The 22877-nt window shown below is 49.1% G+C and carries 22 protein-coding genes; 21 read left to right on the top strand and 1 reads right to left on the bottom strand.

Annotation, left to right across the window (positions count from 1 at the left end; all coding sequences use genetic code 11):
• Positions 1 to 92: 92 nt before the first annotated feature.
• Positions 93 to 1250 carry a DUF3895 domain-containing protein gene (locus AC0LWM_RS16405; protein WP_474676046.1) on the top strand — a complete coding sequence of 386 codons (1158 nt, stop codon included), beginning with the start codon at positions 93 to 95 and terminating at the stop codon, positions 1248 to 1250.
• A gap of 66 nt (positions 1251 to 1316) precedes the next feature.
• Here AC0LWM_RS16405 and AC0LWM_RS16410 read toward each other — a convergent pair whose 3' ends face one another.
• The gene (locus AC0LWM_RS16410; protein WP_474676047.1) at positions 1317 to 2015 is read right to left on the bottom strand and encodes a YhcN/YlaJ family sporulation lipoprotein; all 699 of its coding nucleotides are present in this window, start codon (positions 2013 to 2015) and stop codon (positions 1317 to 1319) included.
• A gap of 363 nt (positions 2016 to 2378) precedes the next feature.
• Here AC0LWM_RS16410 and coxB point away from each other — a divergent pair, with 363 nt between their 5' ends.
• The 20 genes from coxB (at position 2379) to AC0LWM_RS16510 (ending at position 22869) form a co-directional block, all read left to right on the top strand.
• Positions 2379 to 3398 (top strand): cytochrome c oxidase subunit II, encoded by a 1020-nt coding sequence (gene coxB, locus AC0LWM_RS16415; RefSeq protein WP_474676048.1) that lies wholly within the window; start codon positions 2379 to 2381, stop codon positions 3396 to 3398.
• Between the two features lie 67 nt (positions 3399 to 3465).
• Positions 3466 to 5316 carry a cytochrome c oxidase subunit I gene (gene ctaD, locus AC0LWM_RS16420; protein WP_474676192.1) on the top strand — a complete coding sequence of 617 codons (1851 nt, stop codon included), beginning with the start codon at positions 3466 to 3468 and terminating at the stop codon, positions 5314 to 5316.
• Positions 5313 to 5930 carry a cytochrome (ubi)quinol oxidase subunit III gene (locus AC0LWM_RS16425; protein WP_474676049.1) on the top strand — a complete coding sequence of 206 codons (618 nt, stop codon included), beginning with the start codon at positions 5313 to 5315 and terminating at the stop codon, positions 5928 to 5930. Before ctaD ends, AC0LWM_RS16425 begins: the two co-directional genes overlap by 4 nt.
• Positions 5931 to 5934: 4 nt before the next feature.
• Entirely contained in the window at positions 5935 to 6255 is a 321-nt protein-coding gene (locus tag AC0LWM_RS16430; protein ID WP_474676050.1) for a cytochrome C oxidase subunit IV family protein, read from the top strand.
• Positions 6256 to 6341: 86 nt separating this feature from the next.
• Positions 6342 to 7280: a cytochrome c oxidase assembly factor CtaG gene (ctaG, locus tag AC0LWM_RS16435; RefSeq protein ID WP_474676051.1), complete on the top strand. Its 939-nt coding sequence runs from the start codon at positions 6342 to 6344 to the stop codon at positions 7278 to 7280.
• Between the two features lie 14 nt (positions 7281 to 7294).
• Positions 7295 to 7759: a DUF420 domain-containing protein gene (locus AC0LWM_RS16440; RefSeq protein ID WP_474676052.1), complete on the top strand. Its 465-nt coding sequence runs from the start codon at positions 7295 to 7297 to the stop codon at positions 7757 to 7759.
• 313 nt (positions 7760 to 8072) lie between these two features.
• Positions 8073 to 8792, top strand: a complete 720-nt coding sequence (locus AC0LWM_RS16445) for a hypothetical protein (protein ID WP_474676053.1) — start codon at positions 8073 to 8075, stop codon at positions 8790 to 8792.
• Between the two features lie 30 nt (positions 8793 to 8822).
• The gene (locus tag AC0LWM_RS16450; RefSeq protein WP_474676054.1) at positions 8823 to 9233 is read left to right on the top strand and encodes a GntR family transcriptional regulator; all 411 of its coding nucleotides are present in this window, start codon (positions 8823 to 8825) and stop codon (positions 9231 to 9233) included.
• 37 nt (positions 9234 to 9270) lie between these two features.
• Complete coding sequence (locus AC0LWM_RS16455) at positions 9271 to 10167, top strand: ABC transporter ATP-binding protein (protein WP_474676055.1); 897 nt, start codon at positions 9271 to 9273, stop codon at positions 10165 to 10167.
• Positions 10168 to 10194: 27 nt separating this feature from the next.
• Positions 10195 to 11097, top strand: coding sequence for an ABC transporter ATP-binding protein (locus AC0LWM_RS16460; RefSeq protein ID WP_474676056.1), 903 nt, complete (start codon positions 10195 to 10197; stop codon positions 11095 to 11097).
• Positions 11090 to 12379 carry an ABC transporter permease gene (locus AC0LWM_RS16465; RefSeq protein ID WP_474676057.1) on the top strand — a complete coding sequence of 430 codons (1290 nt, stop codon included), beginning with the start codon at positions 11090 to 11092 and terminating at the stop codon, positions 12377 to 12379. Before AC0LWM_RS16460 ends, AC0LWM_RS16465 begins: the two co-directional genes overlap by 8 nt.
• Before the next feature lie 596 nt (positions 12380 to 12975).
• Positions 12976 to 13149, top strand: a complete 174-nt coding sequence (locus AC0LWM_RS16470; RefSeq protein WP_474676058.1) for a glycine zipper domain-containing protein — start codon at positions 12976 to 12978, stop codon at positions 13147 to 13149.
• Positions 13150 to 13885: 736 nt separating this feature from the next.
• Positions 13886 to 15211 carry a spore germination protein gene (locus AC0LWM_RS16475; RefSeq protein ID WP_474676060.1) on the top strand — a complete coding sequence of 442 codons (1326 nt, stop codon included), beginning with the start codon at positions 13886 to 13888 and terminating at the stop codon, positions 15209 to 15211.
• A gap of 2 nt (positions 15212 to 15213) precedes the next feature.
• Positions 15214 to 16320, top strand: coding sequence for a hypothetical protein (locus tag AC0LWM_RS16480; protein ID WP_474676061.1), 1107 nt, complete (start codon positions 15214 to 15216; stop codon positions 16318 to 16320).
• Entirely contained in the window at positions 16313 to 17416 is a 1104-nt protein-coding gene (locus tag AC0LWM_RS16485; protein WP_474676062.1) for a Ger(x)C family spore germination protein, read from the top strand. Before AC0LWM_RS16480 ends, AC0LWM_RS16485 begins: the two co-directional genes overlap by 8 nt.
• Before the next feature lie 400 nt (positions 17417 to 17816).
• The gene (locus AC0LWM_RS16490) at positions 17817 to 18125 is read left to right on the top strand and encodes an S-Ena type endospore appendage (protein ID WP_474676193.1); all 309 of its coding nucleotides are present in this window, start codon (positions 17817 to 17819) and stop codon (positions 18123 to 18125) included.
• 537 nt (positions 18126 to 18662) lie between these two features.
• Positions 18663 to 19634, top strand: coding sequence for a cytochrome P450 (locus AC0LWM_RS16495; RefSeq protein ID WP_474676064.1), 972 nt, complete (start codon positions 18663 to 18665; stop codon positions 19632 to 19634).
• A gap of 201 nt (positions 19635 to 19835) precedes the next feature.
• Positions 19836 to 20987: a type III polyketide synthase gene (locus AC0LWM_RS16500; protein WP_474676065.1), complete on the top strand. Its 1152-nt coding sequence runs from the start codon at positions 19836 to 19838 to the stop codon at positions 20985 to 20987.
• Positions 20980 to 21693: a methyltransferase domain-containing protein gene (locus AC0LWM_RS16505; RefSeq protein WP_474676194.1), complete on the top strand. Its 714-nt coding sequence runs from the start codon at positions 20980 to 20982 to the stop codon at positions 21691 to 21693. Before AC0LWM_RS16500 ends, AC0LWM_RS16505 begins: the two co-directional genes overlap by 8 nt.
• 24 nt (positions 21694 to 21717) lie before the next feature.
• Positions 21718 to 22869 (top strand): NAD(P)/FAD-dependent oxidoreductase, encoded by a 1152-nt coding sequence (locus tag AC0LWM_RS16510; protein WP_474676067.1) that lies wholly within the window; start codon positions 21718 to 21720, stop codon positions 22867 to 22869.
• Positions 22870 to 22877 lie beyond the last annotated feature (8 nt).

Raw genomic sequence — 22877 nt, forward strand, 5'->3', positions numbered from 1 at the left:
AACAATTGCCGTCGTTCCTGGAGGAAGGACTTCGGGGATGCAGTAGCGAACTATATATAATAGAAGAAATAGAGTGAAAGAAGAGATGGACTATGAAAGTTATTTTGCAGCAGCAGGACAGAGACCGCCTGATGGAATCATTATCGGCTCCGCAGCGGGAGTACATACAGCATTTCGTCAAAAGAGGGAAGCAAACGGCGTTCGCCCGCGAGCTCGCGGCGAGCAAAGGCGTCCAAATTACGCCGACGATGAGCGACAAGGAAGTGGAGCAGTTCATCGACGACTGGCTGCTCGTCGATTATATCGACGCCGGGCCGAATTACCGCGAGCATCAGCAGTACCGCTGCCAGTGCGGCCGGACGCTGCGCCACGTATATGTCGTTCGGCATCAGCGGACGGGAGAGCAAATCCGATTCGGCAAGGAGCATTTTGAGGAGCATACGATGATTCCCGCTCATTGCGTCAAAGCGATTCTCGACGGCTTCCAATCCGTAGATTACGAAATGGACGAATTGCTCGTGAAAATGAGCGACGGCTGGCGTTTCGAAGCGTCTTTTCCGATGATGCCGGATTCGTTCGTCATGCCTAGGGACATTGGCGAAGCGGTGGCGCTTGGCATGCCGCTGCTTGATCGGCAAGTCGCAACGCTCCGCCGGCTTTTTCGCGAGCATGGAGATGAGACAAGCAGACGCCAGCGCGAGCAGCAAGCGAACCGCCGCTTTGCGGAACCACGGCTTCCGGAACCGATGCAAGCGTTGGAACCAAGATCAGCCACAACCGCCCCCAAGTCCAAATCGAAACCGGCCAAAGAGGAGCCGGTACAGTTTACGATGGACGATCTGTTCGGTTGGTCGGAGGAGCCCGAAGCTTCCTCGGAAAGCCAATCCGATGCTCCGGCGGAACCCCATGTACAGCTTTCGCCGCTTACCGTCACCGAATCGAAGTCCAAGCAGCCGATTATGATAGCGGGGCTCGCCCAAGGGCCGCTCAGCTCATCGCAAAAACAAGCAGTCGACCGGTACTTGGATGCCGACGTAGAAAGCGTGCGCGCGATGTGCGAGCTGCTGATCCGCGACGCCATTGCTCCGAACGATCGCTTTCTTACCGGCAAACCTCGCATATTCGGCGAGTTGTGCTTGTACTTGCAGCAAAAGGTATGGGACGGCGAGCTTTATCCAGCGGGTAACGATGGAAAGGACGACTTCCGGTTCAGCCGTCATCCCGCGGCATCGCTGCAGATGAGCCCATAGAATCGAAGCAAACGATGCATTTCTTCTATTTAAAATGTTTGAACAAGCCGTCTAAATAGGAAGCCGCTACTTGAGCTTCGTCGCCGGGGGGACGTTGCTTCCGAAATGCGATTTGACCAGCTCGTTAAACTGAGGAGTCAGCGGAGCAAGCGAACGGCCCATCCAGGCTTCCATCGCAAAGTCGTTCATCCGGTTGATAAAATCCATGTTCGCGGAAATGTGGACATCCCGGATGTCCGGCTTAAGCTGCCGGACCTTGTGGGCGACGACCTGCTTGAGCTCCGAGGAAAGCGACTTCGGATCTTTGACCGTGTAATACGAATTGAACGGCGAAACGAGATTTTGGCTTCCAAGGGGCTGCTTGCTCTGCCCATGAATGTTGGAGTCAACTTGCCCGATGTGGGACTGCTCGTGCGTACTGCGCCCGCCGTGGGCTTTCGTTCCGGTTGCCGCGCCGTCCAGCGCGATCGCAACATATGCGTTCTTATCGCTAAGCATGACGATGGCGGCGCCGATCCCGTCCAGATCGATGAGCGCCTTCGAAAGCTCCGCGCTGTAGGCGATGCTTTTATTATCGTGCTGCTGCGGATCTGCGGATAACGTATTGTACCTCTGAAGGGACTTCATTTTCGGATCGTTTACTTTTCTGCTGCCGAAGTCGTTCAGGCTTTTCTCGTAATGCGACGTGTAATTGCATCCGCTAATCCCCGTAATGGCGGCCCCGGCCAAAGCAATGGATACGATTGCGTACTTCAGCCTTCTCATTCTCAATCTCCTCCTTTTAAATATAAGAAAGTTCTTGTACGATATCGTTTGTCAAAATTTCGCCACATATTCATAATCGTCATGCATAAAAACATGCCCCGATGGCAATAACCAAGAAGTAGCTTTTTCAAAGTTAAGGAAAAGGAATAAAGAAAAGCATTTTTTCTTTGGAGTGCCTTTGTTTTTTTGGCTTTACGAACAATTTGTGAACTCTCGCAGGAAGATTGACAAAAGGTTGTAACGAATTTATATTAAAAAAGGTGACAATTTGTTTACGGTACGGTTTGCAATATCCACAGCAAAACAACCGCGATAGGCCGAATGATGCGAGTTGTGAAAATGAAAAATGGGGTTGATCAGAAGATGAATCGGTGGCATGTTGTAAAGCGTTTGCTTCCATTGCTCATGGGAATGGCGCTATTACTTTCGGCTTGCGGCAGTGCGGACTTATCCACGTTGAATCCGCAAGGGCCGGTAGCGGAAGAACAGCTTGACTTGATGAAGTTATCCATTACGATCATGATTTTCGTAGTATTGGTCGTGTTTTTCCTGTCTGTTTATGTGTTGATTCGCTTCCGCAGACGGCCTGGGCAAACCGGGATTCCGGTACAAGTGGAAGGTAACCATAAGCTTGAAATCATTTGGACGGCGATTCCGATCCTGCTCTTGATCATCATCGGCATACCGACGGTGAAGAGCGTATTCGGGTTGGCCAAAGACTATTCGAAGGATGCCAACGCGCTTGTCGTTAAAGTTACGGCGCACCAATTCTGGTGGGAATTCGAGTATCCGAAGTACGGTATCAAGACTTCCGAAGACCTTGTCATTCCAACGGACAAAACGATCCAGTTCGAACTGACATCCGCGGACGTCATTCACTCCTTCTGGATTCCTTCTCTGGGCGGCAAGATGGACACGAACCCGGGGATAACGAATAAAATGTACTTATCCGCGCCGAAACCGGGCGTATATAAAGGAAAATGTGCTGAGCTCTGCGGCTTCTCTCACGCCTTGATGGACTTTAAGGTGAAGGCGGTAACTCCGTCCGAATTCGATACTTGGGTGACGCAAATCAAAGCGCCAGCCGCACCGATGGCAGATAGCGCGCTGAACGAAGTGTTCACGAAGCAATGCTTGTCTTGCCATGCGATTGACCAAAGCAAGCCTTCGCCATTCCCGAACCTTGCGGGCATCGGTGACCGTGAAACGATTGCCGGTATCCTGTATCGTGACGCGAATCACACAACTGAAGATCTGTTGAAAAAATGGATTGCCGATCCGCAGAAGGTGAAACCGGGCACGAAGATGCCGAAGGTTGACTTGACGGAGCAAGAGCTTGAGGGCATTTCAAAATACTTAGCTGGACTGAAGTTGAATAAATAACTTCATGGAGAAGGGGGTATAGACATTGGCACATACGTCACACACAGTGAAGAGATACACCGGGATCATGGACTACCTGACCACGGTCGACCATAAGAAGATCGCGATCCTGTATTTTCTCGCTGGCGGTTTGTTTTTCTTGATCGGCGGTATTGAAGCGGTATTGATTCGGATTCAGCTGATGAAGCCGATGAACGATTTTGTCAGTGCGGAAACGTTCAACCAATTGTTGACCATGCACGGAACGACAATGATTTTCCTTGCGGCGATGCCGATATTGTTCGGGTTTATGAATGCGATTGTTCCACTGCAAATCGGGGCACGCGACGTCGCGTTCCCGTTCGTGAACTCCCTTGGTTTCTGGACTTTTTTCTTCGGGGGATTGCTCGTAAACGTAGGCTGGCTTGTAGGCGACGCTCCTAACGGAGGATGGACCGCATATGCACCGCTTGCCGGAATGGAATTCAACTCCGGGCACGGCATGGACTTCTATGCCTTAGGTTTGCAGATTGCCGGTATCGGTACGCTGGTCGGCGGTATCAACTTCTTGGTCACGATCATCAACATGCGTACGCCTGGCATGACTTTCATGCGTATGCCGCTCTTTACTTGGACCGTATTCATTACTTCGGCGCTGATCCTGTTCGCATTCCCGGCGCTTGCGGTAGGTCTTGTCGAGTTGTCGTTCGACCGTTTGTTCCAAGGAAACTTCTTTGAAACGGCAAATGGCGGCAACAGCGTATTGTGGGAACACATCTTCTGGATTTTCGGACATCCGGAGGTTTACATTCTGATTCTTCCGGCATTCGGTATTATATCTGAAGTTATCAGTACGTTCGCGAGAAAACGGTTGTTCGGTTACAGCTCGATGGTATTCGCAACGGTTCTGATCGGCTTCTTGGGCTTCATGGTTTGGGCTCACCATATGTTCGCCGTTGGTCTTGGGCCGGTTGCGAACGCGTTGTTCTCGATCGCGACGATGCTGATCGCGGTTCCTACGGGGATCAAAATTTTCAACTGGATCTTTACGATGTGGGGCGGACAAATCCGTTTTACGGTCGCAAATTTGTTCGCAATCGGATTTGTTCCTACGTTCACCATGGGCGGCGTTACCGGGGTTATGCTTGCGTCGGCGCCTGCGGACTACCAGTATCATGACTCGTATTTCGTCGTAGCGCATTTCCACTACGTTATCGTCGGCGGTATCGTGCTCGGCATTTTCTCCGGCCTTCACTACTGGTGGCCGAAAATGTTCGGCCGCAAGCTGAGCGAAGGACTTGGCCAAGTGACGTTCTGGACCTTCTACATCGGGTTCCATATGACATTCTTTATTCAGCATTTCCTCGGCTTGCTCGGTATGCCGCGCCGTATCTATACGTATTTGGACGAACCGGGCTTTGGTTCAATGAACTTAGTCAGCTCCATCGGCGCATTCCTGATGGGGATTGGTACGATTGTATTTTTGATTAACTTGGTTGTAACGTCGCTTAAACCAAAAACTGCGACAAACGATCCTTGGGAAGACGGACGTACGCTGGAGTGGTCGATTCCTTCGCCTGCGCCGGAGTATAACTTCAAGCAATTGCCGCTTGTACGCGGTCTGGACGCATTCTGGAAAGAGAAGATGGCTGGCAACAAAGAAATGACGCCTGCAGAGCCGATCGGATCGATTCATATGCCGTCTCCGTCGATCTTGCCGTTCTTTATGTCGGTTGGTCTGTTCATCGGCGGTTTGGGCTTGATGTATGCAAAAGACGATTTCGGCAATGCTTTCATGAACACGATTTTCAATAACCATATCGTCGCCATTATCGGATTGGCCATCACGCTTGGCTGCATGGTTCTTCGTTCGGTTATCGACGATCACGGCTTCCATATCGAACCTGAAGAGCTGGAAGATAAGGGGGTAAAAGCATGAGCGCACACGATCACGCACACGGCGAGCTTCCGCACGAGCCGGAAAAAGCGACGTTAGAGGGACGCAATAAAGTACTCGGCTTCTGGTTGTTCCTTGGCGGCGAGTCGGTGTTGTTCGGTACGTTGTTCGCATCGTACATTGCACTCCGCTCCCAAACCGGAGAAGGCCCGCTTGCTACGGAACTGTTCAAGCTTTCGACGGTTGCCATCGCAACCTTCATCCTGCTCACAAGCAGCTTGACGAGCGTATTCGCCACGCAAGCATTGCATCAGAATAAACCAAAGGCTATGCTTGGCTGGTTGCTCATTACGGTTATTCTTGGATTGTCGTTCTTGGGTCTCGAAATTTACGAGTTTTACGAATATGTCCATGAAGGACATAAGTTCTCTACAAGTGCATTCAGTACGTCCTTCTATACGCTGGTCGGGTTCCACGGGGCCCACGTATTGTTCGGTGTTGTCTGGATTTCCATCCTGATGGGTCAAATCTTGAAAAAAGGTTTGACGGTCGTCACAGCGCCGAAAGCTTACGTTGCCGGTTTGTACTGGCACTTTATCGACGTCGTATGGGTATTCATCTTTACGGTCGTTTATCTGATGGGAAAGGTGGGCTAAGCTCATGGCAGCCAATCACTCTGTTGCAGGCGAAGGCAATACGAAGCGCCACAAGCACGAGGGACCCCAAAAGCATATTGTCGGGTTCATCTTCTCGATCATTTTAACGATTATCGCATTCGCGGCCGTTGCCGCCGGAGATGTGAACCGTACATTCTTGTTGATTCTTCTTGTCACGATGGCGATTCTGCAAGTCATTATTCAAATGGGCTTCTGGATGCATATGAAGGATCGCGGCCATATGATTCCGATCATCTTCATTTTCGGAGGCGCGTTTGTAGCGTTAACTTGCGTTATCATGGCAGTATATTGGGTTTGGTGGTAATTTAAATGTCGGAGGGAGGCAGGCCAGGTTCAGGTTGCCCCCTCTTTTTTTGTAAGACCGATAAAGGATCGAAAGGAGTGGCTCTCATGTTCGGACTGCAATATTTTGGCTTCGAGGAACTGTGGAGTCCTTATCTGCTCGTCTTTTTGCTGGCTGTCGTAGCGGTTTATTTGTACGCAATCGGGCCGTGGCGCTTGCGAGTCGCGTCCACGGAACCGCCGGTACGCGGATTACGCAAGTTTTGGTTTATCGCCGGGGTCTTTTTATTTTATATGGCGCAGGGCGGGCCTTTGGATTTGCTGGGTCATATGATGTTCAGCTTCCACATGCTGTCGATGTCCATGTCGTATTTGATCGTTCCGCCGCTCATCTTGCTTGGCGTGCCGGAATGGTTATGGCGCAAGCTGCTTAGCTGGAAAGGGCTGCGCAAGCTGTCGTTTCTGATGCATCCGATCTTTACGGCCGTGTTGTTTAACATGCTGTTCTCGCTATATCACGTCCCTCAAATTTTGGATACGATCATGACGCATTATACAATTCATACGCTCTATTATTTGCTCATGCTCGTGACCGCCTTTATGATGTGGTGGCCGGTCGTGAATCCGGTGCCGGAATGGAACCGGCTCACCGACATGCGTCGGATCGGCTATATCTTCTTGAATGGCGTGCTGCTGACGCCGGCCTGCGCATTGATCATTTTTGCAGGTTCACCGATGTACGCAACCTATAACGACCCGAGCGTATGGGCGGTCGCTATGGGGTATTGCGTGCCGGGCGACCCGGCATTATTGCTGCAAATGTTCGATGGTCCGACTTTCTTCAACTTAATGCCGGCGCTCGACGATCAACAATTGGGCGGCATTATTATGAAGCTCATTCAAGAAATCATGTACGGTTCGATATTGGCATACGTGTTCTACCAATGGTACAGACGCGAACGTGCTCACGACGATGACGATATCGTTGACGGCGGCGAGCAGGAAAACCGGTTTAACCCGAATGCGGGATTGCTGAACCGATCGTAACAAGGAGGATCTACGTGTCTAGCTATAATGTATTGCCGACGATCAGCACGGCATTTATTGCGATCAGCGCGATATTAACCGCCTTCGGCTGGCGTTTCATTGTAAAAGGTAAACGAGAGGCACACAAGAAGACGATGCTGGCGGCATCCGCTGCCGCACTGATTTTCTTGATCATCTACTTGTCGCGAACGATATTCGTCGGCAACACGGCATGGGGCGGGCCGGATGATCTGAAGCCTTATTATCTGGTGTTTCTTCTGTTCCATATCGTACTCGCTGCGGCGGCGGGCGTGTTCGGGATCATTACGCTGCTGCATGCGTTCAATAATCGGTTTGCCAAACATAAGAAGCTTGGCCGATTCACGGCGGTGATCTGGTTTATTGCCGCGATTACGGGCGTAGCCGTATATGTTCTGCTATATCTGATGTACCCGGGCGGCCATACGAAGCCGATGATCGACGCGATTTTTGGCTTATAGAAGAGCCGCCGTTCTATACGCTGAACAAAATATCGAATTGATCAAACCCCTGCTTTGTTTCCATGGAAACAAGGCAGGGGTTTTTTGTATCGAAGCATTCCAATCATACGCTTGTGCCAGTGCGCAACCCAAGTTATTTCCCAGGAAAACGAACGCATCGGTTAAGAAGGCGCTCATTATTAGCCTAATCTGACAAGGCGAATTGGAAAGTTTTAAAAAAAGTATTGCGTTCTCGATAAGCACACTATATACTGTGTATATGAACATATACAGTATATACACGTTGAACACACATCGGGGAGAGGTGAAGTCCATGACTTCGTGGCGCAGTGCCTTGATTTTAACAAAATGGCATTTCAGGCATCATTGGCTCGGGATTATCGGAACGCTATTGTTTTACAGCTATTTGGGACTTATTTCTTTGGCGATGATGAACGATTTCATAACGACCCGGAAAATGAGTGTCATGACCGATTTTATATTTTTGGTATCGTTCAGCAATTGCGGCTACATGTTTCAAAAAGGGAGCAAGCTGAACTGGAACATGGAAGGTTATACGAGACGGCTCACTTCGCTTCGGCTGCTGCCGATCCGATTGCAGGATATCGTCGTTTCCCGCGTGTTACATATGATCGTGTCCAGCCTGCTGGCCATATCGATTTTTTTCGTCTGGCAGTATTTGATTTCATGGGAAGTCAGGCAATTGTTAAATCCGCTGCAATTGATCGAGTTTGGCGTCGTCTGGTTTGGATTTGCACTTGTCATTACAAGCTTGTACTTGTATATCGAGCTTTCAAAAAGCGGCAAAGCGCTCTTCATCGTCTCAACAATCCTAGTTTTCGTATATCTACTCGGATCGATAGCAATTTATTATCAGTCTAACGGAAAAAATAGCCTCGTTGGCTGGTTCATTGACATGATTCATTCCGCCGGACCTGTGCTGCCTCTTGTAGCGCTGTTGATCGGGGCCGTGATCATGACGGTTTCCATGAAGCTTGGAACGAACAATTTGAAAACTCGCGATCTTCCATAGACGTATGGAAGCTGTAAAGAAGGTGATAACGTGCGGATACCGATTCGGACGAATGAAGACAGTGCGGAACCGTTATATTTTCAAATCGAGGTTCAACTGAGGGCGCTTATCTTGAGCGGACAGCTGGCCGAGGGCACGCTTCTGCCGTCGATTCGGGAGCTGGCCGGCGACCTCGGCTGCAGTGTCATTACGATCCGGCGGGTATATCAGGACTTGGAGAACGAAGGGCTACTGCGCACGAAACAGGGAACGGGAACGTTCGTCGCCAAGGTCGGGACGGACGACCGGGAGCGCTATCGGCGCGATGCCGTCGTCGAGGCGTTTCGGGCGGCGGTGGATGCAGGAATGCGCGTTCAATGCACGGCGGAGGAAATGCGGGGCATTTTCGAGGAAGTGCTGAGAGCGAAACAAGCGGAGCCAGGTTCAACCGGCAATTCGTAAGGCCGTATCGGCCATTGACCAAGATAGAGGTGATCCTATGAATGATTGGGCTATCCATATGCAAGGCATTGAAAAGTCCATCGGTTCGTTTAAGCTCGGACCGTTGGATTTGCAAGTCGAACGCGGGTACATCGCGGCCATCGTAGGCCCGAACGGTTCAGGCAAAAGCTCGCTGTTCCGCATTTTGCTCCAAACGCTGCATCCGGATCGGGGCGTCGCATCGATATTCGGCCAGCCGGTGAGCCCTGACACGGATGTCGAGCTGAAGTCGAAGATCGGTTATGTGCCGGAAATATCGAATGAATATTATAACGGCCTTCGGGCGAACGTGCTGGCCGAATTTACGGCGCAGTGGTATCCGACCTGGAACTGGAAGCTGTACGACCAGCTGATCGTCCAATACGACATCGACCCGAGGCAGAAGCTCGGAAAAATGTCCAAAGGACAGCGGCGCAAAATCGATCTCATCCTGGCGCTTGCCCATCAGCCGGAGCTGCTGCTGCTCGACGAGCCTTCATCGGGACTTGACCCGATCGTCTGGCGGATGATGGTCGAGGAGATCCAGAAATTTATGGATCATGGTAATCGGACTGTACTTCTGGCGACACACATCATGGAAGAAGTACGCAAGCTGGCCGATTACGTCATTTTCTTCAATAAAGGTCGCATCTTAGGCGTTTATGAAAAAGATATGCTGTTCGACCAGTGGAAGATGCTGTGGGTGCAAATCGACGGAACGGCAAGCGAGCTATCGGACCTGCCGGGCGTCGTGGATGTACAACAGGAAGGGCTGGGTACCAAAGGCATGATCCGGCTAATCACCGAACAAGCGTCGGACACCGAAAAAGCATTAAGAGCTTGTGGGGCGACTATTATGCGAACCCAATCGGTGGAGCTGGACGAAATATTGTTGCATTTGATGAAAACAAGATAAGGCTATGGGCTGAGAGGAGAAAGAGATATGGTTTCATTAAAGCTGGAAAATGTCGTGAAGCAATACGGAGACAAAACGGCCGTTAACCGGATCGGGTTGGAGGTTCAGCGGGGCGAGATTTACGGATTGCTCGGCGCGAACGGTGCCGGCAAAACAACAACGATGCGGATGGTGCTTGGCCTCATCCTGCCGGATGAAGGAAGTATCATGTACAACGGAAAAGGCTATTCGCAGGAGCTCTCGAAGCAGCTGGGTTATTTGCCGGAGGAACGCGGCTTGTATCCGAAGGTGCGCGTCTGCGACCAGGTCGTTTATTTGGCGCAGCTGAAAGGGATGTCGCGCAAAGATGCGGAGTCAAGCCTGAAGAAGTGGCTGGACCGGTTCGAAGTGCCGGAATATTACACGAAGAAGATCGAAGAGCTGTCGAAGGGCAATCAGCAGAAAATCCAGTTTATCGCGGCCGTCATTCACAATCCGCAATTTCTGATTCTCGACGAAGCGTTCAGCGGGCTTGATCCTGTCAATGTCGAATTGCTGAAGAGCACGGTCAAAGAGCTGCGCGACCAAGGAACGTCGATCCTGTTCTCGACGCACCGGATGGAGCATGTCGAGGAGCTGTGCCGCAACATTACGATTTTGCACAAATCGAATACGGTTGTGTCCGGCAGCATCAAAGAGATCAAAAACCGTTTCCCGAAAGAACGGGTTATCGTCCGCGCGGACCGGCAGCTGAGAGGGCTTGAGGCAATTCCGGGCGTCACCGATGTAACGGTGCACGAAAACAGCTATGACATTCGCATCAACCGGGTGGACGCGGCGCAGCAAATTTTGCGCTCGGCCATGGAGCAAGCGACAGTTGATCGTTTCGAATTGATGGAGCCCACGCTCAACGAAATCTTTATTAAATCGGTAGGTGATCGCCATGAATAATTTAGGCACTGTCATTGGATTTACGCTGCGTAACAAGCTGAGAACCAAAGCATTCATCGTGACTTCCGTTATTATGATCGTTATTATGAGCATCGTTGCGAACATTCCGTATTTTATTTCCCTGATGTCGGGCAATGAAATGACGAAAGTCGGCATGATAAGCGATACGACGGGCATACCGAAGCAGCTCGAAAGCTATTTTGCCGCGCAGAAGGAAGCAAGCGTCCGAATCGTCTTGAACGACGATGCAGGTTCGGTCGCCGCAAACGAAGAGAAATTCCGCAAGCAAATGACCGACAAGCAAATCGACGGGTATTTGCTGCTGACGGAAGATAAACAAACCGGCTTCCCGAAAGCGATATACAAGTCGGAAAGCACGAACTTCTCGATCCAGAACGACTTGCAAGTCGCGTTGTTTACGCTGAAAACCGGCATGGTTACCAAAGAGCTGGGCTTGACGGCGGAGCAAGTGGCGCGCATCAACAGTCCGATTGAACTCGATTCCGTGCAAATTTCGCTAGAACAAGGCGCAGGCAGCGTCGGTACCGGCAAAACGCCGGAGCAAATCGCGCTTGCACGCGGCATGGTTTATGTACTGATCATCGTGCTGTTCATGGGCATCATGATTACCGGACAATTGATCGCTACCGAAATTACGACCGAAAAAAGCTCGCGCATCATGGAGGTGCTCATTACGAGCGTATCGCCGCTCACGCAAATGTTCGGCAAAATTATCGGCATGTTCCTTGTCGGCATCATTCAGCTTTCCGTCTTCGGCATCGTTGCGCTGATCAACCTGAACCTGCCGCATAACGCGGGCGCGCTGGGCAATCTTGGCATCGACTTGAGCCAGCTGGACACGATGCTTATCGTTTACGCCGTTATCTTCTACTTGCTGGGGTATTTCCTGTATGCGACCATGTTCGCGGCGGTCGGCTCGCTCGTCAGCCGGACGGAAGATCTCGGCCAAGCGGTGATGCCGATTACGATGCTGACGATGATCGGATTCTACATCGGCATCTTCGGATTGGCTAACCCGGGCAGCACGATCGTTATCGTCGCCTCGTACATTCCGTTCTTCACGCCGTTCATCATGTTCCTGCGCATCGGTCTAACCGATCCGGCAATTTGGGAAGTGGCGCTTGGCTTCGGCATTCTAATCGTCACCATTCTTGCTGCCGGCTGGCTGTCGGCGAAGATTTACCGCACGGGCGTGCTGATGTACGGTAAGCGTCCGTCGATCAAAGAGCTCATTAAAGCGATGAAGGCGTACAAGATTTAATAAGCTTCTCACTCATCATAATGAAAAAATGAATAGTTATTCATAAAGATGTATACCAGTAAGACCCAAAATCGATTATTCATATTGATTGATTTTGGGTCTATTTTATTTTTGACCGAGAAAATAAAATTGTAGACTGGCATCGGCTGTTGAATAATGTAATGAGAAGGGGAAGACCGCGATGCAGGTGATTAGATTTATGTATAAACAATTCTTAAGGGAACCTTTATGGTTTAAGGTTCTAGTTTCTTCAACATTGTTGATTGCGATAATATGTAGTAATTCTTTTTTCTCGGATAAAGGTTATTACCAAAGTGTTGCTAAATTAGCTGCGGCAATTTTTTTCTCTGCCTATGGCATCAAATTCCGTAGAAATACACGGTTTGCTGTAATCTATTTCGCATTAGCAGTTTTATGTATTTATCTGTCCTGGGACAAAATTGACCAAGTACGTCTATAAATGAACAGGAAACAATAGTGGAGATTTTTTTAGCAGGTGCCGCGGCAACCTTCTCCAGTTCGTTGAAGTAACGAGCAGATTAGTGGAAAGACAATATTGTATTCCGTCTTATGTAGGATGAGAAAGGAGTTGACCTATGGGTAATAAGAGCAATTCAAACAAAACGATGGCAAGTTGGCTGGCAATAGGAGTTGCATTAGGAGCAGCTTTTGGTTTTATGTTTAATAACTTCACTCTTGGAATAGCAATCGGTATTGCGATCGGGGCCGCACTTGGTGCATCGGGACAATGCAAGAGGACATTGAACTAAAAGCAGCTAATAGGTTGTTAATAGGAAAGTCTGTCGGGAGGCTTAAAAACAACTTAATTGCTCTGCATATTATCAGGTCGTACAGGATTATTTTTTAAAAAATGTTGAGAGTGGAATTTCATATTAATGAGAATTAGGATATTATACAAAACAATGCATATAAGATTTGCATCTTCACCGGTAACTAACGGTAGTTGAATTGTACGTGCGAAAAAACCTTTACGGAATGAATTACGTAAAGGTTTTTTCTGTTGTACGCTTGCTAAACCAATACTAGATTATGTCTGCAGCACTGAGATGCTATTGGACAATTTTAAACACTGGTACAGCTGACAGCGACCGTATTTCATTCTTATTTATTTGCTTCGTTTAAGATATTAAGCGAATCGTTAAGTGCAGATTGGCACTTGCCGGCATCAGGGTTTGCCGAACGAACTTGCGCTAATACCACGTCAATCGTTCCATCAATTTGGGTCCATGTCTGGCTATCGATTTTTCGAAGCCTAGGCTCAGCTGTATCCCATTGATGTTCCAAATTGTCGGCGCCTTTTTTTGCCGAACCAAAGTCATTTAATTAAATCGATTACAACGATGGGTCATGGCAGAACCTCGAGGAAAATAGGCTACCGACGGCAGTGATATTCGGTGGCATATTTTTATTACGTGTCGAAGAGTTAGGCCATCCCGTATAAAATTTACTCAATCTTGGTAACCCTAGAAAAAAGGTGGGGTAGCAATGGACTTACTAAGTTCCGTGCGGGAGATATTGGGTAGAAATGGAGACTATACTGAGCGTAAACTGGAAACCGACAACCAATCAGTGGAATTGATTTACATGAAAAGTGTATGCCACGAGAAGAAAATCGCGGACCAGCTTATAAGGCCCTTTTATGAAGATCCACTCGGGTTTGTGAAATATGTGAAATCTTTTGAGGGTAACAAGGGCTTGTCTAATCCGGAGACGGCTGTCGATCAGATGTTATCAGGCTATGTTCTCGTCTTCGTTGGACACAATCCGTTCCTGGCTGTTGATATGCAGGAATTCAAAGCTATGTCTCTTTCCGAGCCAACCACAGAAAAGGTCTTGCTTGGTCAACAACATGGATTGAGTTCAAATATGAACGTTTCGTTGAATCTTCTCCGCAATGCATACCGTAAGCCGACATTCAAGGTGGATAATCGCACAGTTGGAAACCTTCAGTCGACTAAAATCACACTTCTTTACGATCAAGAACACGTTAATCCTGCTTTGCTTCAAGAGATGAACACACGCTTGGACGCAATAAAACTAGACATTGTGTTCGATATCCGTCAACTTCATCAGATGTTCAGCAAGGCGAAGTGGAGTTTATTCCCGCTTTATATGATATCCGAACGTGTAGACCGCGTTCTAAAAAACATCCAGGATGGAAAAGTGGTAATCCTGCTGGAAGGAAGCCCATTTGCATTGATGGCGCCATCCGTCTTCTTCGATTTCTTTGTGTCGATGGACGATATGAGTGAACTATCCATTTTGTGCAAATTTATGTCTGCCCTGCGCTATATTGCTTTCATGTTTACGACTCTATCGGCGCCATTCTACGTAATGTTAGTTCAATACGCCCCGGAGATGCTTCAGTCCCAGCTTGCCCTTCATCTTGCGGGGAGCCGTTCGGGGGTACCTTATCCGGCTATTATCGAAGTAGTATTTATAATGTTGATGGGGGAGTTTCTAGTGGAAGCATCAATAAGGCTGCCTAAGGCAATTGGACAGTCCGCCGCAATTGTAGGAGGACTGATCCTCGGAGAGGCGGCATCCCAAGCCGGTTTCGTGTCGGATATTATGATTATCGTACTGGCTGTCATGGCAATAACAAGCTTTGTCATCCCGATCAACCTGATGGCCATTTCGATCCGAGTAATCCGGTATCCGCTGGTACTGGTAACCACGCTTTTCGGGGTAGCTGGATTTCTTATCGGGGTCTTATCGTTGATCGTTTATCTTTCCTCACTGCGGAGTATAGGACAGCCCTATTTTCGATTGTTTACCCGCGAAAAGATTCATGAAAGAAAAGGGGGCTGACCTTGTTAACCAGGCGATATCTGTATTATCTTCTTCTCGGTCCACAGTTTGTGAACTTTCTGAGCTTTTTACCAACCGTGCTGATCGCTGAGCGATTCAATGGAGCACCATCCTCGATTATTATCGGAATATTAGTCGGTGTTTTACTCCAAAGTCTGGCTCTACTGTCCCTTTCTGCCTTTCCAATACAAACGTTACAGGATGCTCTGAGTAAAGGAGGAGTATCCAGATGGGTATCGATAACCATGCAGGGGTATATAATTTTTACAGAATATGCGCAAGGTTTGCTTTGGGGATTTTTGTTTGTCAAGTTGTTTTCCCTTAATCCTGTGCTCGCCAACTCTCCCTATGTAATTACTGGCTTAATCGTCGTATTAATTATCTTTGCGCTCCGTCAGCAACCGCTGACCATTCTCTTTGTCTTGGAAATCTTATTTGTGATGGTTCTTCCGTTCTTGGTTTTTTTTATCATTAAAGCAATAAGCCATAATCAACTGTCCTGGGATGCGATAGGTGAAGCCGCTACTTATGTACGGACTATGCCTACATGGGGGGGGATTGCGGCATCCGTTACCATGTTCTCGGGTTTTACTTCCTTAACTACGTTTCAAAGCGACATTAGTTGGAAGACGTCTCGTGGTCACTATCGATTCACGCATATTCTACTGATAACCGCGGGCTCCGGCATATTCCTCATTCTTACGGGTTATTTCGTTCCTATCGGTTTTTTCGGCATGGAGGCTTCAGGACATTTTAATTTCATTTGGTTTTCTGTGGCTGATTCGGTCAGAATGGAGTGGTTCATTTTAGGGAGATTTTCCTATATATTTCTACTCCTGCTCGCCATATTTACGGTTTTCACAAGTATCACCAGCTGGTATATTGCTTTCGAATCCGCCAAGTCCCTGTTTACAAACCGTTCAAAGAAAAGAGAATGGCTGTTACTGGCTATATTCACTGTTGTTCCGTTCGGGTTCATGTATATTGCGGATCTTAACTTATGGGTTCGATGGAGTCGATATTTTCTAATCAGTCGAATGATTGGGAGCATATGTTTAACCACCCTTCTCCTATACTCTGCTCGAAAGATGAGGAAAGCTTATGTATAGGAAACCTGGAGTATTCCTGATACTCTTAATCGGTTGCTTGTTCGGTTTATCGGGTTGTAAAGGTGTAGATATCGATAAGCGCAACCTGGTCGTAGGTTTTGGGGTCGATGCAGGAAAAAGCGCACAATATCATATAACGCTCAAGGTAGCCACGACGAAAAGCGATCCTAACGCCGCAAAAAGCGAATTTTTCATCCTAGATAAGGAAGCGAACTCGATCGCATATGCCGTGGAAGCACTTCAAGCCAAGAGTGAAAAGTTATTAGACTTCTCACAGACAAAAGTAATCGTCATGGGGGAGGAGATCGCTAGGAAAAATGTGAAGCCAGTGCTCGACTACGCCATACGTAAACCCGGGATACAATTGATCGCTTGGATGGCGGTTGCCCGCCCGAATGCTAAAGATCTACTGAGGGTAAAGCGGACATCGGAGAAACCGGTCAGCATTTTCCTCAATGATATTTTTACGAATATGCGAGATCAATCTTTATATCTGGATGCGGTCCCTTTATCAATGGTTTATGCACGCTTCTACGAACGAGGGGCCGATCCCTATTTGCCAATCTTGGAGCAAAAAGAGGGCCAGATTACTGCTGACCGGTTGGCGCTGTTCGATAAAAAGAATATGAAGCTCGAGCTCAAACCGGAGGAAGTAAGTTTTTTTAAGTTAATCACTAAAAAGCCGAAGATATTCCACTACGAGCTCCAATCCCAAGATGAGAAAGAACGTGTAGTCACCATGCTTCGCGATTCGAAGGTACGGTATATTCTGAAAGAGGATACGCAGCCACCTAAGGTTAGATTCAATGTCCGCCTAAGAGGCGCCTTTGAGGAGGCCGGAAACGAAAGTGTTAGCGTGTCGGCCAATACATCCGCCTACGCATCACAAGAGGCAAAAGAAATACGACTCAAACTGGTGAAACTGCTTCAGAAAATACAAAAAAAGGGGTTGGATCCGCTTGGATTCGGTCTGCACTACCTCTCGAGACACTGGTATCTGAAAGGAAAGTGGGAGACATGGCAGGCTCTATACCCTCGACTGGAATTTGAGGCAGATGTCGACGTGCAGTTACGATCCGAAGGATTCTTGAAGTAACCAGCCCAGAGATCCACTTACTATCGACCACCATCAAACGAATCCGTCAACATTCCAAGCTCTATTCCTGTAGCACGGAGCAACTCAAAGGGCACGCAGGAACAAAAGCGAGAAGCACTCCATGTCGCCCCTAGGGGTAGAGGTTTTTTCTAACGGAACGGGTTCGAGCCCTTTTGCTTAACGTCTCCCGATACTCCGTACTTCTTATCCCTCCTGCGAATATATCAGCTGGTGAGATATGCGGATTAAAGAGAAAGCGACACATTTTTCAGTAAAATTGCATATGGGACGATCCCCGCTTAACGGCGGGGATTTGTTCTTTTTATGGATCATTTGCGACTTTAATTACCCAATTACCGAAAAATATGCGAATCACCAAGACTAGTGCGTATCCCTAAATATTGTCCCGACTGCCGCTGCGATTATACAGATTCTTTATCGCAATAACTTGAATCCGATCAGTTTATTTGTTTCTGGAAGCATTATGATCGGTGCTGCTCCCGCCGGAAGAACGATAACGGTAGATTTCCTTGTTGGAGGCCCCACTGGGACCGTTATAGAATCGGATACAATTACGCCGGGAACTAGCTTTGCTTTTACCAAAACCGGATTCGACACCATTCTATTAACCGTCGCAGCCGGGACTGCGGTTGCACCGAACATCACAGGAGAAATTTGCGTTACGCCACGATATCCAGTAAGTGGATGAAAACGATACTGAGCCGGATCGGGATGAACTGCTGTTACATGTGCAATACTTTACTAAGGCCTAACATCGATGATACACAATTCGATGCTAGGCTTTTTTTTGTTCAATATGAACATACCGTCGTGATCTCGCAGCCGCGTTCAAACACTTCTCACTCCGCCTCTACGTTTCAAAACATAAATTACGTAATTTAACGAGACAGAATACGTAATCTAACCGATACAAACTTATCTTTCAGGCAATTAAGATGGAAAAGGCAGGAATTCCGAAAAAAGCTTGAAGTCGCCCCATGTAACAAATAAGTCAAAAACATAGGAGTGTGTTAACAATGTCAACCGAACGTGATTTGCGACTCGATCCATATCCATGGTATACGGAGATGCTAAAAGTAACCCCGGTTACTTACAACGAGCAATTTGGTGCTTATCTTATCTTTCGTTTTGATGAAATCAAAAGAGTGTTTAGCGAGCCTCGGTCGTTTCGTCCAAAGTGTATGAAGGCCTTTCCCTTGAACTTCCAACGAATAATATTTCAGCGATGGACCCGCCCCGTCATACGCAGCTTCGAGCGCTTGCAACCCATGCGTTTACGCCGAAAGCGGTAGCCGACCTCGAACCGAGGATCCGCGATATTGTGAATGGCCTGCTCGATCAGATGCTTGAAAAAGACGACATCGATTTTGTACGGGACTTTGCCGTTCCGTTCCCTGTTATGGTCATTGCAGAAATGCTAGGCATTCCCGTGGAGGACCGGCCGCACTTCAAGCGTTGGTCCGACATTATACTACAGGGAGTTGAAAGGCTTACCCAAGGGTTCATGGAAGAGCTTCCCGAACATGTTGCCGGCTATCGGGAAATGCTTGCCTACTTCGAAGAAATTATAAGCAGAAAAAGAAACAATCCGCAAAATGATCTTATATCCCGAATTGCAACCGCGGAAGTCGAGGGAAATCGTCTAACGGACGCGGAGGCATCGAATTTCTGCGTACTTCTGCTGGTTGCCGGCAATGAAACGACAACGAATTTGTTATCGAATGCCATGCGCACTTTCGCGGAATTTCCGGACCAGTGGGATCTCTTGGGCAAATCCCGAGAACTGCTTCCTCAAGCAGTTGACGAAGTGCTGCGCTATCGTACTCCCGCTCAATTCGTACCCAGAATTGTCATGCATGACGTCGAAATCGGGGGCGCCCAATTGACGGCTGGGGACCGTGTAATTATGTTTATGGGAGCAGCCAATCGGGATCCTGCCAAGTTCGAGAATCCGAATACGTTCGACATTACGCGTCCGGCAAATCAACATATTTCATTTGGGCACGGGATTCATTATTGTTTGGGAGCACCATTGGCCCGGTTGGAGACAACCATTGCACTAGAAGCGATTCTTGAACGGATCAGCGAATATCATATTCCGGCAGACGGTGATTTGGAGCCTCTTTCAGGTTTAAACATGCTGGGCTTGCGCCGGTTGCCGCTTTGCTTGATAACAAGAAGTGTTCTAAATCAATAATAGCGTCATTCGCAGGGGTTGATAATCCGCCGCTAGGTGACGAGAATGATGAATGAAACAGCTCCGAATATCGGGGCTGTTTTTTGTTTTGTACAGGGCGGTTTCCATCATAAGGAAATCGAACTGCGAATACATATGTTTAAAGAAAGGTGTAATGTCTCTGGCCATGAAATGAATTGCGCGAGGAGATGGATACATAGCATGAAACAAACAGATCCAGTCATTGCGATCCTGGGAATCGGCACAGCCGTACCGGATTTTCATCTTGATCAAGCCGATACGTCACAAAGATTAGTTCAAGCATTAAGCGACAATCCCGACTCCGCGCGCTGGGCAAGAAGAATATTCAAGCAATGCGGAGTGGAATCACGATACACCTGCGAACCGAATCTGCTGGAGCCCGCCGAAAATTGCCGCTATTTTCCGCAATCGTCGGATCATATCGTTCCTTCGACCGCCGAACGGATGGAAACCTACAAGAGAGAGTCCGTTCCGTTAGGGCTGACCGCTGCGAAAAAAGCTCTGTCAGACGGAAAGGTGGATGTGTCCGACATTACGCATCTGATCACCGTTAGCTGTACGGGGCAATTCCTACCGGGGATGGATGCCGCCCTGGTCCAACAATTGGGACTCGCTGTCACCGTAAATCGGATTCCGTTTAACTTTTTAGGTTGTGCCGCCGGATTAAAGGCCGTTTGCCTATCGCGACAAATCGTATCGGGTAATCCTTCCGCCAAAGTGTTAGTCGTTTGCGTCGAGTTATGCACGCTTCACATTCAGCCCTCTAATCAGCGTGAAGCCTTATACGGCACTTCTTTTTTCGGTGATGGAGCTTCAGCTTGTGTTGTAGGCTCTACCGGACCTGACCATGCCGGAATTTATCAACTCGGCGGCGATCATACGATTCTTCTGCCGGACTCTGCCGAGGAGATGGTATGGGAAGTAGGCAATTACGGCTTTGATCTGTATCTTTCGCCGAATATTCCGAATCTGATCGGCAGGTTTATTCCGGAACAAGTCGAGCAACTGATCAGTGGGGATCAGAAGCCTGAATTATGGGCGATTCATCCTGGAGGCAAGGGAATTATCGATACGCTGGAAGACATTTATGGGCTAACGGAGGAACAAACCCGGCCGAGCCGCACCGTACTGCGTAAGTATGGTAACATGTCCTCCGCCACCATCTTATTCGTGCTTCATGAAATGAGACAGGAGCTCATAAGCCGGGGGGCCGGACCGACAAACGGCGTATCCATTGCATTCGGACCGGGCCTTACCTGCGAGATGATCAAGATCGCTTATCTCCCGTCCGCCGCTCTGCAACAGCAGCCCTTAGATGAACTCCATGTTTAGGCGTTTCAAGCAGCGAGCGATCGAACAAGAATTGATGGATGACTTATCGACAGGGGGACCGGAGCTTCGGGAAGCTTTGCGGCACCTTCGAAGGTTGAATCGGATCTTCGGCGCCGCTGCGCCCACTCTCTACGGAATCAAGCGATTGTGGGTGAAAGCGGACAAGCCGAAGCGCTTCTCCGTCTTGGATATCGGATCAGGGTCCGGCGATGTGAACCGGCACCTCCTTCGATGGGCGGATGAGTACGGGATCGATTTAACGATCAAGTTGGTAGACATCACGGAAGAAGCTTGCGAAGAAGCGAGGCTGTTTTTTGCGAACGAGCCAAGAATCCAAGTGATGCAAACTGATTTGTTCGAGCTTCCGGAAGACTCTGCGGATGCCGTTACGGGGACGCAATTTGTTCATCATTTTGATGCCAATCGGCTTCCCGAGGTTGTAGAAAGCATGCTAAAGGCGTCGCGATTCGGCGTAGTGATCAATGACATTCATCGGCATTGGATTCCTTGGGCCGCGGTATGGGTGACAACGCGAATGATCTCGAGCAACCGGTATATCGTAAACGACGGGCCTTTGTCCGTGGCCAAAGGTTTCCGTTCGGAGGATTGGGAGGATCTGAGAAAAGAGCTCGGCGCAACCGAGATGTTCTATGCCTGGAGGCCGTTGTTTCGGTACGCGGTCGTCATCTCGAAAAGCAAGCTCTAATTCAAATCATCGGAGATGAATGGAATGAATCATACCCGGGATGCAGCCGTTCTTGGCGCGGGAATCGCCGGCAGCAGTCTGGCCAAGTCTTTGGCGGATCGGGGCTTTGAAACCGTATTGTTCGACCGCAAGCAATTCCCGCGGCATAAAGTATGCGGAGAGTTTCTATCTCCCGAATCCCAAAGTATGCTGGATGCTCTTGGTTTCGGTGAAACCGTCAACTCGCTGCAGCCCATCATGATCCATCGGACTCGCTTGATCTTCAGCTACGGGGATGCTTTGGAAATTCCTCTGCCCGGCATTGCGCTTGGAGTAAGCCGGTATGCGCTGGATTCCGCTCTTCATCGCGCGGCGCAAAGCTCAGGCGTGCAGGTACGGACCGCAACAACGGTAACATCCGTGCTCCCCAATGACAGAGGTTATACCGTTGAGACGAAACAAGGGGAGGAACAACATACCTATCAAGTACGAGCGGTTATCGCCGCGTGGGGCGCCAACAGCCGTTCGGGTCTTCCAGGTCATCGCCCTAACGATGCCGCAAACCATGCGTATATCGGCGTGAAATCCCATTACATGGGGGTCGAAATGGAGCCCGTCGTTGAGCTCTATTTTTTTGACGGCGGTTATTTAGGCATATCCCCGATTGAGGGCGGGCTCGTCAACGTTGCGGCGCTGCTTCAGCGAAAAGCTTTTCGAAACACGGAAAAAACGATCTTGGGGTGGATCGACGCCGCTTGCGGCAGAAACCCGAAGCTTCGGCATAAATTGGCTCATGCCGTTCCGGTCCCCGGCACTCAGGCAGCCGTCGCCCCGGTCCATCTGAACCGCAAGCCGCTCGCATGGGATCAGATTCCCCGCGTAGGGGATGCGTTGCTTATGATGCCGCCGCTCTGCGGAGACGGGATGTCGATGGCGCTGCGCTCCGCCCAATTGTGCGCAGGGCTTGCCGACCGTTATTTACACGGGAAGATTTCGCTCGCAAGGTGGGAGCATGAATACTCGCGCTCCATCCGGCGGGAATTCAACAGTCCTTTGCGGTGGGGACGGCTTCTTCAATGGCTGGTCGGCATGCCCGTTCTGCCGACGCTGCTGCTAGGTGCGGCACATCTCGCGCCGGGAGCGGCATATCGGCTGGTGCAAGCGACCCGATTACAAGAAAGCGATTCATTGGAGTAAAGGAGCAT

The sequence above is a fragment of the Paenibacillus sp. sgz302148 genome (genome assembly GCF_056120465.1).

What these genes read in the sequence shown, in the direction of transcription:
- AC0LWM_RS16405 (WP_474676046.1), top strand. Translation starts at nt 93, where the DNA reads ATGAAAGTTATTTTGCAGCAGCAGGACAGAGACCGCCTGATGGAATCA.
- AC0LWM_RS16410 (WP_474676047.1), bottom strand. Translation starts at nt 2,015, where the DNA reads ATGAGAAGGCTGAAGTACGCAATCGTATCCATTGCTTTGGCCGGGGCC.
- coxB (WP_474676048.1), top strand. Translation starts at nt 2,379, where the DNA reads ATGAATCGGTGGCATGTTGTAAAGCGTTTGCTTCCATTGCTCATGGGA.
- ctaD (WP_474676192.1), top strand. Translation starts at nt 3,466, where the DNA reads ATGGACTACCTGACCACGGTCGACCATAAGAAGATCGCGATCCTGTAT.
- AC0LWM_RS16425 (WP_474676049.1), top strand. Translation starts at nt 5,313, where the DNA reads ATGAGCGCACACGATCACGCACACGGCGAGCTTCCGCACGAGCCGGAA.
- AC0LWM_RS16430 (WP_474676050.1), top strand. Translation starts at nt 5,935, where the DNA reads ATGGCAGCCAATCACTCTGTTGCAGGCGAAGGCAATACGAAGCGCCAC.
- ctaG (WP_474676051.1), top strand. Translation starts at nt 6,342, where the DNA reads ATGTTCGGACTGCAATATTTTGGCTTCGAGGAACTGTGGAGTCCTTAT.
- AC0LWM_RS16445 (WP_474676053.1), top strand. Translation starts at nt 8,073, where the DNA reads ATGACTTCGTGGCGCAGTGCCTTGATTTTAACAAAATGGCATTTCAGG.
- AC0LWM_RS16455 (WP_474676055.1), top strand. Translation starts at nt 9,271, where the DNA reads ATGAATGATTGGGCTATCCATATGCAAGGCATTGAAAAGTCCATCGGT.
- AC0LWM_RS16460 (WP_474676056.1), top strand. Translation starts at nt 10,195, where the DNA reads ATGGTTTCATTAAAGCTGGAAAATGTCGTGAAGCAATACGGAGACAAA.
- AC0LWM_RS16465 (WP_474676057.1), top strand. Translation starts at nt 11,090, where the DNA reads ATGAATAATTTAGGCACTGTCATTGGATTTACGCTGCGTAACAAGCTG.
- AC0LWM_RS16470 (WP_474676058.1), top strand. Translation starts at nt 12,976, where the DNA reads ATGGGTAATAAGAGCAATTCAAACAAAACGATGGCAAGTTGGCTGGCA.
- AC0LWM_RS16475 (WP_474676060.1), top strand. Translation starts at nt 13,886, where the DNA reads ATGGACTTACTAAGTTCCGTGCGGGAGATATTGGGTAGAAATGGAGAC.
- AC0LWM_RS16485 (WP_474676062.1), top strand. Translation starts at nt 16,313, where the DNA reads ATGTATAGGAAACCTGGAGTATTCCTGATACTCTTAATCGGTTGCTTG.
- AC0LWM_RS16495 (WP_474676064.1), top strand. Translation starts at nt 18,663, where the DNA reads ATGGACCCGCCCCGTCATACGCAGCTTCGAGCGCTTGCAACCCATGCG.
- AC0LWM_RS16500 (WP_474676065.1), top strand. Translation starts at nt 19,836, where the DNA reads ATGAAACAAACAGATCCAGTCATTGCGATCCTGGGAATCGGCACAGCC.
- AC0LWM_RS16505 (WP_474676194.1), top strand. Translation starts at nt 20,980, where the DNA reads ATGTTTAGGCGTTTCAAGCAGCGAGCGATCGAACAAGAATTGATGGAT.
- AC0LWM_RS16510 (WP_474676067.1), top strand. Translation starts at nt 21,718, where the DNA reads ATGAATCATACCCGGGATGCAGCCGTTCTTGGCGCGGGAATCGCCGGC.